Source organism: Pilosibacter sp. NGB245 (assembly GCF_057397225.1).
This window is the reverse complement of sequence record NZ_CM171584.1, coordinates 2,182,023-2,196,753: the sequence shown is the minus strand read 5'-3', so window position 1 is coordinate 2,196,753 and position 14,731 is coordinate 2,182,023. Positions and strand designations below refer to the sequence as shown.

The 14,731-nt window shown below is 48.4% G+C and carries 11 protein-coding genes and 1 pseudogene; all 12 read left to right on the top strand.

All coding sequences use genetic code 11. The features are described 5' to 3' along the window. Nucleotides 1-54: 54 nt before the first annotated feature. The 12 genes and pseudogenes from ACXMYH_RS09995 (at nt 55) to ACXMYH_RS09940 (ending at nt 14,653) form a co-directional block, all read left to right on the top strand. Nucleotides 55-1,824 carry an acyl-CoA carboxylase subunit beta gene (locus ACXMYH_RS09995; protein ID WP_118529655.1) on the top strand — a complete coding sequence of 590 codons (1,770 nt, stop codon included), beginning with the start codon at nt 55-57 and terminating at the stop codon, nt 1,822-1,824. A gap of 124 nt (nt 1,825-1,948) precedes the next feature. Further along, the gene (gene hgdC / locus ACXMYH_RS09990) at nt 1,949-2,740 is read left to right on the top strand and encodes a (R)-2-hydroxyglutaryl-CoA dehydratase activase HgdC (protein WP_118529656.1); all 792 of its coding nucleotides are present in this window, start codon (nt 1,949-1,951) and stop codon (nt 2,738-2,740) included. 146 nt (nt 2,741-2,886) lie between these two features. Next, complete coding sequence (hgdA, locus tag ACXMYH_RS09985) at nt 2,887-4,329, top strand: (R)-2-hydroxyglutaryl-CoA dehydratase subunit alpha (RefSeq protein WP_118529657.1); 1,443 nt, start codon at nt 2,887-2,889, stop codon at nt 4,327-4,329. Between the two features lie 3 nt (nt 4,330-4,332). Continuing rightward, nucleotides 4,333-5,484 (top strand): (R)-2-hydroxyglutaryl-CoA dehydratase subunit beta, encoded by a 1,152-nt coding sequence (hgdB, locus tag ACXMYH_RS09980; protein WP_118529658.1) that lies wholly within the window; start codon nt 4,333-4,335, stop codon nt 5,482-5,484. Nucleotides 5,485-6,253: 769 nt separating this feature from the next. Further along, a pseudogene (tnpA, locus tag ACXMYH_RS09975) lies at nt 6,254-6,694 on the top strand (IS200/IS605 family transposase). After that, a complete protein-coding gene (locus ACXMYH_RS09970) occupies nt 6,657-7,775 on the top strand; it encodes an RNA-guided endonuclease TnpB family protein (RefSeq protein ID WP_486554818.1) in 1,119 nt (372 codons plus the stop codon). The pseudogene tnpA and the gene ACXMYH_RS09970 overlap by 38 nt, the downstream one beginning before the upstream one ends. 351 nt (nt 7,776-8,126) lie before the next feature. Next, nucleotides 8,127-8,474: a LysR family transcriptional regulator gene (locus ACXMYH_RS09965; protein WP_486554817.1), complete on the top strand. Its 348-nt coding sequence runs from the start codon at nt 8,127-8,129 to the stop codon at nt 8,472-8,474. Beyond that, nucleotides 8,467-9,663 (top strand): M20 family metallopeptidase, encoded by a 1,197-nt coding sequence (locus ACXMYH_RS09960; protein ID WP_215702711.1) that lies wholly within the window; start codon nt 8,467-8,469, stop codon nt 9,661-9,663. The genes ACXMYH_RS09965 and ACXMYH_RS09960 overlap by 8 nt, the downstream gene beginning before the upstream one ends. A 169-nt stretch (nt 9,664-9,832) precedes the next feature. Beyond that, entirely contained in the window at nt 9,833-10,867 is a 1,035-nt protein-coding gene (locus ACXMYH_RS09955) for an ABC transporter substrate-binding protein (RefSeq protein ID WP_486554816.1), read from the top strand. Continuing rightward, on the top strand, nt 10,864-12,591 hold the full coding sequence (locus ACXMYH_RS09950) for a sensor histidine kinase (protein ID WP_118529664.1): 1,728 nt from the start codon (nt 10,864-10,866) through the stop codon (nt 12,589-12,591). Before ACXMYH_RS09955 ends, ACXMYH_RS09950 begins: the two co-directional genes overlap by 4 nt. A gap of 40 nt (nt 12,592-12,631) precedes the next feature. Next, nucleotides 12,632-13,480 carry a response regulator transcription factor gene (locus ACXMYH_RS09945; RefSeq protein WP_486554815.1) on the top strand — a complete coding sequence of 283 codons (849 nt, stop codon included), beginning with the start codon at nt 12,632-12,634 and terminating at the stop codon, nt 13,478-13,480. An 81-nt stretch (nt 13,481-13,561) separates the two neighbouring features. Continuing rightward, entirely contained in the window at nt 13,562-14,653 is a 1,092-nt protein-coding gene (locus ACXMYH_RS09940; protein WP_021904238.1) for a M42 family metallopeptidase, read from the top strand. Nucleotides 14,654-14,731 lie beyond the last annotated feature (78 nt).

Here is a 14,731-nt window from a genome sequence, read left to right as displayed (position 1 = left end):
TGACTGGCAAAAACCGCTGACCGCAGCGATCGCGTATATATAAGGAGGAAGAACATGGGTTACTTTTCCATGCCGAAATATTTCCAGGAAATGCCTACTGTTGGTAAAGAGCTGGTAAATGTAAATGACGAGAACGCAAAAGAGATCAAAGCCGTAGAGGCTGACATCCATGAGTCCATCGAGAAAGCTCTTGCAGCTGGTATCACAACAGAAGAGAAGTTAAACGAGCGCGGACAGCTCTCCGCAATGCAGCGTATCAACGCTCTCATTGATGAGGGAACATGGTGCCCGTTAAACAGCCTTTACAACCCGGAAGGCAACAAGTTCGGTACAACAAACATTCTTAACGGACTTGGCCGTGTAAACGGAAAATGGGTTTACATCATCGCTTCCGATAACAAGAAGATGGCCGGCGCATGGGTACCGGGACAGGCAGACAACCTTCTGCGTGCTTCCGATGCAGCTAAGATGCTCCACCTTCCGCTCGTATATCTGTTAAACTGCTCCGGCGTTGAGTTCCCGAACCAGGATAAGGTTTACCCGAACAGACGCGGCGGCGGTACACCGTTCTTCCGTAACGCTGAGTTAAACCAGCTTGGTGTTCCGGTTATCGTAGGTATCTACGGAACAAACCCGGCAGGCGGCGGATACCACAGCATTTCCCCGACAATCCTTATCGCACACAGCCAGGCAAACATGGCAGTAGGCGGCGCTGGTATTCTTTCCGGTATGAACCCGAAGGGATATATTGACGAAGAGTCTGCTGAGCAGATCATCGCAGCACAGATCGAAAACGGCAAGAAGCACGTTCCGGCTCCGGGTTCCGTTCCGGTTCACTACGACGAGACTGGTTTCTTCCGTGAAGTATATGAGAACGATTACGGCGTAATCGAGGGCATCAAGAAGTACGTTAGCTACCTTCCGGCATACAACCTCGAGTTCTTCCGTGTTGATGATCCGAAGGCACCGGCTCTTCCGGCAGAGGACCTTTACAGCATCATCCCGATGAACCAGAAACGTCCGTACGATATCTACGATGTAATCGGCCGTCTCTTCGACGGCAGTGAGTTCGCTGAGTACAAGAACGGTTACGGCCCGGAGGTTGTAACAGGTCTTGCTAAAGTAAACGGACTTCTCGTTGGTGTTGTAGCAAACGTTCAGGGTCTCCTTATGAACTATCCGGAGTACAAACAGAACTCTGTTGGTATCGGCGGAAAGTTATATCGTCAGGGCCTGATCAAGATGAACGAGTTCGTAACACTTTGCGCTCGTGACAGAATCCCGCTGATCTGGTTACAGGATACAACTGGTATCGATGTAGGTGATGACGCTGAGAAGGCTGAGCTTCTTGGTCTTGGTCAGTCTCTGATCTACTCCATCCAGAACTCCAAGCTTCCGTCCTTAGAGGTTACACTTCGTAAGGCATCCGCAGCTGCTCACTACGTACTTGGCGGACCGCAGGGCAACGATACAAACGTATTCTCCCTTGCAACAGGCGCTTCTGAGTACTATGTAATGCCGGGTGAGACAGCAGCAAACGCTATGTACTCCAGAAAACTTGTTAAGGCTAAGAAGGCCGGCGAGGATCTCCAGCCGATCATCGACAAGATGAACGACATGATCCAGATGTACCACGACAAGTCCCGTCCGAAATACTGCACAATCAAGGGTATGGCTGACGAGATCGTTGATCTTACAGAGATCCGTCCGTACATCCAGGCATTCACAGAGTCTGCTTACCAGAATCCGGAGTCTATCTGCCCGTTCCATCAGATGGTAACACCGCGTGCGATCCGTGAGTGGAACACATTTAAAAAAGCTTGATTCTGACTGAAGGATAGAGTAAAATGATACGTATCCAGGCCAGGGGAGTACTTTCTCTGGCCTGGATATACTGGTATAACAAAGCCAGTTTCATTTTACATTTTCAGTATACCCGGAGGTTATTATGAGTGCAATTTACACCCTGGGAATCGACGTAGGATCCACGGCATCCAAATGCATCATGCTGAAGGATGGCGAGGAGATCGTAGCGAAATCCCTGATCGATGTAGGTGCAGGTACCAGCGGCCCACAGCGCGCGATCGATGCAGTGCTGGAAAACGCAGGTATGAAAAAAGAGGATGTGGCTTTTACCCTGGCAACAGGATACGGTCGTAACTCTTTAATGAATTTTGCAGACAAACAGATGAGTGAGTTATCCTGCCACGCAAGGGGGGCTTACTTCCTGTTCCCTGACGTTCACACTGTCATTGATATCGGCGGTCAGGACGTTAAGGTTCTTCATATTGACAACGGTGCAATGACCAACTTCCAGATGAACGACAAGTGCGCTGCAGGAACCGGAAGATTCCTCGACGTAATGGCAGGCGTTCTTGAAGTAAAGGTCCAGGATCTTGGTCATCTTGATTCCCTCTCCAAAAAGAGAGTCGAGATCAGCTCCACATGTACCGTATTTGCGGAGAGCGAGGTTATCAGCCAGCTGTCGATGGGAACCGACAAATGTGATATTATCGCAGGTATCCACCGCTCCGTGGCTCACCGTGTCACTGGACTCGCACACCGGATCGGAGTGGTTCCGGCACTCGTCATGACTGGCGGTGTCGCACAGAACGACGGTGTTGTCAAAGCTCTTCAGAATGAGCTTGGATGTGAGATCCACAGATCTCCTCTGACACAGTATAACGGTGCGCTTGGTGCAGCCTTATATGCATATCAGGCAGCAAGCCGCCGCGCATAAGACAGTTTGATGTTTATCGTCCATGCAAATCTGCATGGATCGGTGAAACAGAATTAGGTTATGCAATTTTATGGCTGAAAAACAGCTGCGGGATTGTCCCACAGCCGCGGTCGGTCATGATTGATAAGAAATGGAGGATATTTATTATGGCAAAGCAGGTTAGCCCTGGTGTTCTTGCGCTGCGTAAAGTCGTAGACGACGTTCATAAAGACGCGCGTGAGGCCAAAAAGAGAGGCGAGTTAGTTGGATGGTCTTCTTCCAAATTCCCGTGCGAGCTCGCAGCAGCATTTGATTTAAACGTTATGTACCCGGAGAACCAGGCAGCTGGTATCGCAGCAAACCGTTACGGTGAGCTTATGTGCCAGGCAGCTGAGGATATGGGTTACGATAACGATATCTGCGGTTATGCACGTATCAGCCTTGCATATGCAGCTGGTGTCCGTGTTGCTCGTAAGTTTGACCCGGAGACAGGTGAATACATCATCGATCCGAGCACAGGTAAGCCGTTAAAGGATGCTGACGGTAACGTAGTGATCGACGAGGCAACTGGCAAGCCGAAGAAAGATCCGAAGACTCAGACTCCGTATCTTGAGGTTGTAAACCTTCTTGAGCTTGAAAAACTTCCGGATGGACCGGATAAAGAGCGCCGCATCGCAGCAATCTCCCCGATCCGTCAGATGCAGATCCCGCAGCCGGATTTTGTTCTCTGCTGCAACAACATCTGTAACTGTATGACAAAGTGGTATGAGAACATCGCTCGTATGTGCAACATTCCGCTTATCATGATCGATATTCCGTACAACAACTCTGTTGATGTTGCTGATCAGAATGTTCGCTATGTTCGTGGACAGTTCGACAAGGCAATCAAGCAGTTAGAGGAGCTTACAGGCAAGAAGTTCGACGAGAAGAAGTTCGAGCATGCATGTGAGAACGCAAACCGTACAGCAAAGGCATGGTTAAAAGTCTGTGATTACTTACAGTACAAACCGGCTCCGTACAGTGGTTTCGACCTGTTCAACCATATGGCTGACGTTGTAACCGCACGTGCAAGAGTTGAGGCTGCTGAGGCATTTGAGCAGTTAGAAAAAGACCTTGACGAGACGATCGCTAAGGGCGAGACAACAACTCCGTTCCCGGAGAAATACCGTGTAATGTTCGAGGGTATTCCGTGCTGGCCGAAGCTTCCGGCACTGTTCAAACCGTTAAAGGCTAACGGCGTCAACGTAACAGCAGTTGTATACGCACCGGCATTCGGTTTCGTATATAATGGTCTGGATGAGATGGCACGTGCTTACTACAAAGCACCGAACTCTGTATGTATCGAGCAGGGTGTTGCATGGCGTGAAGGCATCTGCCGCGACAACAAGGTAGATGGCGTTCTCGTTCACTACAACAGAAGCTGTAAGCCGTGGTCCGGTTACATGGCTGAGATGCAGCGTCGCTTCACTAAGGATCTTGGCATCCCGTGCGCAGGATTCGATGGTGACCAGGCTGACCCGCGTAACTTCAATGCCGCTCAGTACGAGACTAGAGTACAGGGTCTTGTTGAGGCTATGGAAGCAAACATCCAGGCAAAGGAGGCTAAATAGACCATGAGTATCAACGCATTATTTGACGAATTTAAAGTAAAAGCTGCAACTCCGAAACAGCAGCTTGCTGAATATAAAGCACAGGGCAAGAAGGTCATCGGCGTTCTCCCGTACTACGCTCCGGAAGAGCTTGTATATGCTGCAGGCATGGTTCCGATGGGAATCTGGGGCTCCAACAACAAGACAATCAGCCGTGCAAAAGAGTATTGTGCAACCTTCTACTGCACAATCGCTCAGCTCGCACTTGAGATGCTTCTTGACGGAACTATGGATCAGTTAGACGGAATCATCACACCAACAATCTGTGATACATTACGTCCGATGAGCCAGAACTTCCGTGTTGCTATGGGCGACAAGATGAAAGTTATCTTCCTTGCTCATCCGCAGAACCGTTTCGAAGAGTTCGGACTTAAGTTCTGTGAGGAGGAGTACGCAAACGTTAAGGCTGACCTCGAGGAAGTATGTGGCCACGAGATCACCAACGATGCGATCCTTGACGCAATCAAGGTTTACAACAAGAGCCGTGCAGCCCGCCGTGAGTTCGTAAAACTCGCTAACGAGCACTGTGACGTTGTAACTCCTACAAAGCGTTCCGCAGTATTAAAGGCATTCTTCTTCATGGAGAAACCGGAATACACTGCAAAACTCGAAGAGTTAAACAAAGAGCTCGCAGCTCTTCCGGTATGTGACTGGAAGGGAACAAAGGTTGTTACATCCGGTATCATCGTTGACAACCCGAAGCTTCTTGAGATCTTCGAGAACAACAACATCGCGATCGCAGCTGATGATGTTGCTCATGAGAGCCGTTCCTTCCGTACAGACGTTCCGGAGGACGAGCAGGATGCTCTTAGAGCTCTTGCAAAACAGTTTGCAAACATGGACTACGATGTCCTTCTTTACGATCCGCAGTCTTCCAAGAACCGCCGTGGCGAGTTCGTAGCTGACATGGTTAAGAAGAGCGGCGCTCAGGGTCTTGTACTCTTCATGCAGCAGTTCTGCGATCCGGAGGAGATGGAGTATCCGTACCTCAAGAAAGCTCTCGACAACGCAGGTATCCCGCACATCAAGCTTGGTGTTGACCAGCAGATGAGAGACTTCGGACAGGCTGCAACTGCTATCGAGGCATTTGCGGATGTTCTTGAGATGAGAAAGTAAATAATTCATAATAAATAGGGGCAGGCGTTCCTGTTTCTTAGTGTTCACGCGGAGTCAGGCGAAAAACCGCCGTACCGAACATGATTTCCTTTTGGGGAGATCGTGGAGGTGCGGCGGTTTTTTCTGTTTTATGGGATGCTGTGTCATAGTGGCTCCGGGTACGCGCAGGACCGTCTCCTGCCCCGGATGCTGGTGGATTCCAGGGGCGGTTCCTCTAAGCTCCCGAAAGAATGCTAAGGGCGGAGAACAGGGGACACAACTCGCCTGTGGCTCAAACAAGTGACCCCTGTCATCCAACGCATTCTCCCGGAAGCCAAGAGGAAGCCATGCCCCTGAAATCAGACACCCGTGTCCGGAGATGGTCCTGTGCTGAGGGGCTCGGTGATAGGGAAAAGAGAAAAAGAGGTTCCATGTTGGGGGGGATAGAGGAAGGCAAGCCTGCAGATATAAATTTAACAACACTTTGCAAGAATTCTCCCATCCTCTCTAGGTGGTGAGATGAATTGCCTTTTGGGAAAATCATGCAATATCTGGCATCTTAAAACTCAACTTAAATGAAAAACTAAATTCGTCCGCATGCCCTCAAGACATATGGAATTAACTCTTGCATTCTGGAATTTAGTATTGCATTTAACTATCTTAAAACTCACATATCTGTGCACATAAATGAAAACAAACGCAGAAGAACAAATGTTCTGAAACACATAGACAAACAAGTGTTCCTGTGTTATGATATAATCAGTCGAAAGTAAAAGGAAAGGCTGATTTTATGAGAAAATTGGACAGTAATGCGCATTCAGTATTTCTACTCTGTTATCATTTGATTCTGGTTATAAAATACCGAAAAAAGATACTGACGGATCCTGTTTCTGAGCGTGCACGGGAGATTTTTGAATATATCGCTCCGAAGTATCATGTTACATTAGAGGAATAGAATCATGATCGGGATCATGTTCATATCATGTTTCGGGCCCATCCAAAATCGGAACTCAGCAAATTTATTAATGCGTATAAAAGCGCAAGCAGCCGATTGATTAAAAAAGAGTATCCGGAGCTTCGGCAGAAGCTTTGGAAAGAAATGTTCTGGAGCCAGAGTTTTTGTCTGTTAAGTGCTGGTGGTGCACCCATTGAGGTTATCCGCCAGTACATAGAAACGCAGGGAGAAAATAAGAGTGAACATCGTGTACCGCTTTCGGATTTACCCGAATAAATCTCAAAAAGAATTATTTGTAAAAACATTTGGCTGTGTACGTTTCGTGTATAACCGGATGCTGGCAGAAAAGAACGAATATTATGAGAAAACCGGAAAAGTATTAAAGGTTACGCCTGCAAAGTATAAGGCAGAGTTTCCGTGGCTGAAGGAGGTAGACAGTCTGGCATTATGTAATGCACAGCTGCATCTGCAGACAGCCTACAGGAACTTCTTTCGGGATTCTTCGGTTGGTTTTCCGAAGTTCAAGTCAAAAAAGAATCCGGTGAGAAGTTATACGACAAACTGCGTAAATGGAAATATTACTTTGCAGAATGCGAAACTGAAACTTCCGAAAGCAGGTTGGATCCGCATAAAACAGCATCGGAGTATCGATGATCGTTACATATTGAAGGGTGCCACCGTCAGCCAGGAAGCAGATGACAAGTATTATGTATCATTACTGTATACGGCAGAAGAACCGGAACATGAAATCAGGCCAGTAAAAACCGCAATCGGACTTGATTTTTCCATGAGCGAATTGTATGTAGATTCCAATGGAGCTCATGCAGATTATCCTCATTTTTTCCGAAAATCCCAGGAAAAACTTTCAAGGGAGCAGCGCAGGCTGAGTCATTGCGAAAAGGGTAGCAGCCGTTACATGAAGCAGAAAAAGAAAATAGCCAGACTCCATGCTCATATTGCACGTCAGCGGAAAGATTATCTGCACAAGGAATCCAGAAAGATAACCAATTTTTACGATCTTGTGTGCATAGAATCTTTGAACATGAAAGAAATGAGCCAGGATTCAAGGTTTGGAACGAGTGTTCATGATAATGGATGGGGAATGTTTACTGAGTTTCTTTCCTACAAATTAGAACGTGGCGGTAAGAAACTGGTTCGTATCGATAAGTGGTATCCCAGCTCAAAAATCTGCAGCTGTTGCGGAAAACTCAAAAAGGAGTTGAAACTGGAAGATCGTATCTATAGCTGCACCTGTGGAAATCAGATGAACCGTGATGAGAATGCAGCTATCAATATATGCAGGGAAGGCTTGAGAATATCGGGAGTTGAACTTGATACAGAAAGAAAAATTTCCTGATTTCCCCCCAAAACGTAGATTTTGTTCGGGACTGCGTAGATACGAAACAGTCCCGCTCGTAATAACAGAACCGTGGGACACACGGGGATAGCTCGCCTATGCTTTGCCCAATAGGGCAATCGAACGAGAAGCCCCCACTTCAAGTGTTAGCTAAGTGGAGAGAGTATGTCACGTAAAGAACACTATCGGAAAATACTAAAATGTGGTATATTAGTTTGTAAAGATAATTGCCGCGGCATAATATATGATTCTGAGAAAAAGGAACATTAATGCAAAATAAATGGAAAATTCAGAGAAAATAGTGTGTACAACTGTACAGATAAACATAAGTTTTAGCAGGGAGATGGAATCATGGGAAACACAAACTGGAATTACGTTATTGCTGCTGTGGAAGAGATGAATTTTACAAAGGCCGCAAAGCGACTGTATATTTCGCAGCAATCATTGAGTAATTATATTGCAAAATTGGAAAAACAGTTTGGAATAGAGTTTTTTAACAGAAAGAATACGCTTACCCTGACAGCTGCAGGGGAAAGCCTGTACCGATATGCAAAATTTATCAAGATGGCGGTAGGAGAGTATGCGTCAGCACACAATGAGCATTTTATGGTGGATGAGCATTGGATTCAGTTGATGACAAGAGTGATGTGTATGGCAGCAGTAGCATTCCAGAATGAAAGCAGGGAAATACATGAATAATAAAAAAGAACGTATTGCAGATGTGATTGATCGCAGCAGGGATGAATTGTTTGAATTGTCAAAGAAGATCCATGATCATCCGGAACTTGGTTTTGAAGAGTTTCAGGCGGTGGAGGCAATTTCTTCGGTTCTGGAGCGTCACGGATTTCAGGTGCAAAAGGGGTATGGAGGTCTTCAGACTGCCTTTCGCGCAGATAAAGCGGGAAAAGGGAAGGGACCGAATGTTGCATTTCTGGCGGAATATGACGCACTCAGAGGCATTGGTCATGGCTGTGGTCATAATCTGATTGCCACCTGTTCGACGGGGGCATTTTTAGGACTTGCCTCCATGATGGCGGAATTAAACGGAAATGTTTGCCTGATCGGAACTCCGGCGGAGGAAGGAGGAGCTGGAAAGGTAAAACTTCTCAGAAATGGAGCATTTGACGATGTAGACTTCGCTTTGATGATGCATCCGTCATCCGGAGGAGCGAATCTGGTTGGCAGAGGCGGCAGGGCAGCATGTACGCTGACAATTAGTTTTACGGGAAAAGGAGCGCATTCCTCCGTGCCGAAGAATGGAATCAATGCGTTAAGTGCTGTTCTTCATGTGTTCCAGCAGATTGATCTTCTACGTCCGACATTCGATCCTCAGGACAACATCAATGGAATTATAACAAACGGTGGCAGCGCTGCAAATGTGATTCCTGCGCAGGCAGAATGTGAGTTCTGTGTCCGGGCGGATACGATGAAGAGGACGGAGGAACTGATTGAAATTTTAAAACGCTGTGTAGAAAATGCAGAAAAACTGACAGGAGCAAAGGCTTTGATTAATCTGGGCGATATCTATGCGGAACGATATCCAAATCAGCCGATGTGTCAGGCATTCAAGGATAATATGGAATTGATAGGAATTCACATGGAATGGCCGGATCCGAAAAAGCAATACGGTTCTTCGGACATCGGAAATGTATCCATCAAAATTCCGGCGATTCATGATTATCTGTCCATCACAGATGACAAAACAATTCAGGGTCATACGATAGAGTATGCAAATGCGGCAGGAAGCTTAGAGGCGCAGGAAATCTGCTTAAAAGGCGCAAAAGGACTTGCCATGACTGGATATGATATTTTGGTAGATCCTGATTTTCAGAAAAATATCCGCACATATCACGAAAAACAAATCCCCAATTTTTATAAAGAAAAATAATTTGGAGAATGTATTGGCACTGTTGTTTCTTTTTATGGAGCAACAGTGCTATTTATTGTGGCTTTTGTATAAGAAATATGATAAAATGGAAAAAAAAGAGTGAATAGTAGAACTGAATATGAAAGGGATAAACAAAATTTGATCGAAATCAAAAGGGGGATTTCGGGGAGTGAAGGGAAAGAGAAACGTATGGGCGGTATTCCTTGGAATTGCAGTTGCGGCGATGAGTGCGGCGGGCTGTGTCGTAGGGGAGAGCAGCGGACAGGGACCGGAGAAGGTGAGTGAGGAGAAGAGGCTTACGGTGTATACTTCCCACAAGCAGGAGGTTTATGCGCCGATCATAAAGGAGTTTGAGGAGCGGACCGGAATCTGGGTAGAAGTGGTTCCCGGGGGAACGACGGAGCTTCTGGAGCGGATCAGGGAAGAGGGGGAAAAGGGATCCTGTGACGTGATGTTTGGCGGAGGTGTGGAGAGCTATGAGGTCTTTAAGGACTGCTTCGTGTCATACGAGAGTACCCAGAGCGATCATATCGAGAGTATATACCGGACTGAGGATCATGTCTGGACTCCGTTTACGGAGCTTCCCATTGTTCTGATCTACAACAATAAGCTGGTGGACGCGGCTTCCGCCCCGCGGGGATTTGAGGATCTGTTTGACGGGAACTGGGACGGAAAGGTGTCCTTTGCGGATCCGGGAAGATCCGGCAGCAGCTGCACGATGTTGGAAACGATGATTCAGGTCCTGCCGATGCGTGAAAATGAGGTCCTGGAACAGTTTGCCAGAGTGCTCGGCCGCCGGATGGCGGCGGGGTCAGGCGCCGTGCTCGATGAGGTGTCAGAGGGAACATATCTGGTTGGTCTGACTTTGGAGGAAACTGCGAAAAAGTATATCGACCGCGGCGCGGCGATCTCGATCGTCTATCCGCGGGAGGGAACCAGCGCGGTGGCAGACGGATGCGCGGTGATCAAGGGTGCGGAGCATGAAGAAAACGCGAAGCTTTTTGTGGATTTTATCGTGAGTCCTGATGTCCAGAGACTGGCTGTCGAGAAGCTTTACAGACGGACGGTCCGCGATGATATTACCCCGGATCAGAAGGAAGAGGGCTCGATCATGGACTTCGATCTTGGATGGGCGGTGAAAAACCAGAAATCCATTTTGGAAACATGGGCGGCGCTCATGGCAGGAAACGGAGGTGGATCATGAAGAACTTTATCCAGAGATCTTTCCGGCGTGAGCTTCTTGTGAGTTTTCTCGCTGTGTCTGTTCTTCCACTGATCGTGTGCTGTGTGTTTCTGATTCAGATGTTTAAGGTGAAGGTCGGAAGAGATTTTGAGAAAAAGGATATGGAGCTTGCCGGTGCGGTAGAGCAGCAGCTGATGACGCTGTTTGACGCTTACCATGACGCGGCGGAGGAACTGTGTACGGATCCGCTGGTCGCCGAGGCGCTGGAAAAGGAGAGCTTTGGAAAGAAAAATGAAGTGTACCGCAGCCTGTACGGGGCGACCGCTGCATGCCGTGAGATGGCGGGATTTCATCTCTACAATGCGGACGGCTCCTGCCTGTATTCTACGGGAAACCGTACCTACGGACAGATGCTGCCGGTATACTGGGGGATCCTGAGAGAGGCTCATGCCCACCCGAATGACCTGATCATCCGGAGTGATCTGGAGATTGGCGGTGATGAGGTCCTGCGGTTTGCCAGAGCGGTGACCGGAAATTCAGAGGAATGTTCCGGATATTTTGTGGTCACAATGACGGCGGAGCATTTCGCAAAGGCGCTCTCCGGCACATACAGCGGTCAGGATGGAATCTGTATTCTTAATGGATTCCTGGAGACCGTGTACAGCGTAGGCACGGCATCGGGGGAGACGGTCGGAGATGTTCTGAGAAGCCGTTTTCTACAGGGAGAATCTCTGACGGAGGTTTGGAACAACAATAGTATTTACGTTTCAAAGCTGGGTAACACAGGACTTTACAGTGTCCTGATCCGTCCCCATGTTTTTACGAGTGATACCACGAGATCCATGTATACAGTTCTTCTTTTCATGGCCACGGGAAGCTTTCTTTTAAGTGTTGGTGTCGCGATCGGGATCAGCTCTTTTCTCTCCAAGCCGATCCATGTGCTTCATGATGCCATGGATGAGGTTCAGGAGGGAAATCTGGATACCCATGTGGACATGGAACGTCAGGACGAGTTTGGGGAGCTGGCGGAAAATTTTAATATCATGACAAAGAGGATCTCATCCTACATGGAGGAGCGTGTGCGGCGTGAAAAGGAGCTGAACGAGACCCAGATCGCCATGATGCAGTCCCAGTTAAACCCGCATTTTCTCTACAATACCCTTGATACGATGAAGTGGGTAGCGAAGGCGAACCATATTCCAGAGATCGCGACGCTGGCGGCAAAGCTTGCGAAGATCTTAAGGACCAGCATCTCAAGCGCCCAGTTTATCACGCTGCGGGAAGAGATGACATTGGTGGAAAGCTATGCAAAGATCCAGAAGATCCGGTTTAACGGAAAGTTTGATTTCTGCTATGAGATCGCTCCTGAGACGGAGGAGATCCTGGTTCCAAAGCTCATCGTTCAGCCCATCGTGGAGAATGCGGTGATTCATGGGCTGGCGGATGCGGATGAGGGACATATTTTTGTCAGGGCGTATCTGGAAAGGAAGGAGCTTGTGATCGAGGTTTCAGATGACGGATGCGGGATCAGTGATGAAGTGATCCGACGGCTCGGAAACCGGGACAAGGAACAGAAGAATGGCCACATCGGCTTTTACAATGTGGATACGATCATCCGGCTTCATTATGGAAAAGACTACGGTCTCAGGGCAGAGCGGCTGGCTGCAGGAGGAACAAAGGTAACGATAAGAATACCGGTGAATGGCTATGGACAGCCGGATCCCGGTATGGAAAACAGATCCTGATGACCAATAGGGAAAGGAAATAAGGAAGGGGGGAGCTGTTATGATAAAGGTGATCGTTGTAGATGACGAGCGGTTCGTCCGGATGGGCATTGTCGGTGAGACGGATTGGGGCTCGCTGGGATGCGAGGTTGTCGGTGAGGCGGAAAATGGATTGGACGCATTGGAGCTGGTCCATGAAAAGAATCCGGACCTGATGATCTGTGATATCCGGATGCCTAAGATGAACGGTCTTGAGATGTTAAAGAAGCTTCGGGAAGAGAAAAATCCGGTACAGGTGATCTTTCTGACCGCGTACAGCGAGTTTTCCTACGCCAGAGAGGCATTGAAGCTTTACGCATTTGATTATCTGTTAAAGCCTTTCGAGGACGGAGAGCTGGAGAGCGCGATCCTAAGGGCAAAAGAGCGGATCGAGACGGATCGGGAGAAGCGAAGAGATACCGGTCTGAGCAGATCTGTCCCGGATAAGGCACCGGAAAGGGAGCAATATCCTGGAGCTTTGGAAAGTGACGGACCGGAGAGCAATGCCACGGTGATCCGGCTCTGTCTGCCATTTGATGAGAATACCGCAGGTCTTACCGGATACGTCCGGGACGCGGTGCTTTATATGGCATCTCATTACGGGGAAAGTACGATCAATGTGGCGAAGATCGCAGGTGCGGTGGGAATCAGCGAAGGCCACCTGAGCCACTGCTTCAAGAAAGAGACGGGATATACGGTGATGGGGTGGCTCACGCGGTACCGGATGAAAAAGGCAGTGGAATTGCTTTCAGACCACCGGAACAAGGTATACGAGGTGGCGGAAAAAGTCGGATATAAAGATATTGCGTATTTTTCTAACACATTTAAAAAAATTGCGGGTGTTGCTCCATCGGAGATACAGGAAAAATAATCATGATCCTGAAAAAACAGGCCGTTGGAGACCGTCAATGGAAAAGGTAAGAATTAAAATGAAAATACAGGAGGAATCAGTATGAATGTAAAGATGTTTGGGGAGATCTGTGATGCGTTTGGACCGAGCGGATTTGAGGAGGATGTAATCCGCACGGTTGCGAAGTACTGCAAAGGTCTGGAGCTGGAAAATGACGCGATGAATAACCTTTATGCGCGTATGCCCGGTGAGGATCCGGAGAAACCGGTCGTGATGCTGGATGCCCATACGGATGAGTGTGGATTTATGGTACAGAGCATCAGAGAGAATGGAAGCCTGGAGATCCTCATGCTCGGCGGCGTGATCATCACGAACCTTCCGGCGCACACAGTAATGATCCGGACCAGAAGCGGGAAACTTGTGCGGGGAATTATTTCGTCCAAGCCGATCCATTTTATGAATGAGGCAGAGCGGGCCTCCCAGTCGTTGAGTATTGAGACGCTGAGCGTGGATGTCGGCGCAGTGAGTAGGAAAGAAGTAACAGAAGTATTCGGCATTTCCATCGGAGATCCGGCAGTCCCGGAAGTTTCATTTTCCTACGATGAGGAACGTGATCTCTGCTTTGGAAAAGCGTTTGATAACCGTGCAGGCTGTGCATGCATTATCGACACCATGACCCGTCTGTGTGGGGAGAAGGATCAGCTGGCGGTACGGGTGACCGGAGCGTTTGCGGCTCAGGAGGAGGTTGGAACAAGAGGTGCCACAGTCACATCCCAGATCGTCCGTCCGGATCTGGCGATTGTTTTTGAGGGATCCCCGTCGGATGATTTTTATTTCAGTGCGGCCCAGACCCAGGGGCACATGCGGGGCGGTGTCCAGATCCGCAGAATGGATAAGAGCTATATTTCCAATCCGGTGTTTATCGAGTACGCGGAAGAGCTTGCGAAGAAATTCGGAATCCCATTTCAGGAGACGGTCCGCCGTGGCGGAAGCACGAACGCGGGAAAGATCAGCCTGACAGCAAAGGCAGTTCCGGTTCTGGTTCTCGGCGTCCCGAGCCGGTATGTTCATACTCATTATAATTTCTGCGCGAAGTCTGATCTTGAAGCGGCAGCAGATCTTGCTGTGGAAGTGATCCGGGGACTTGATGCGGAAAAGATCCGGCATATCTGCAGACAGGATATTTTAAAATAAGAAGATCCCAGAGACCTGAAAGCGGCAGTGTCCCTCAGACGGGTGAAGACAGAACAACAGAAAAAAGCGTTCGGATCC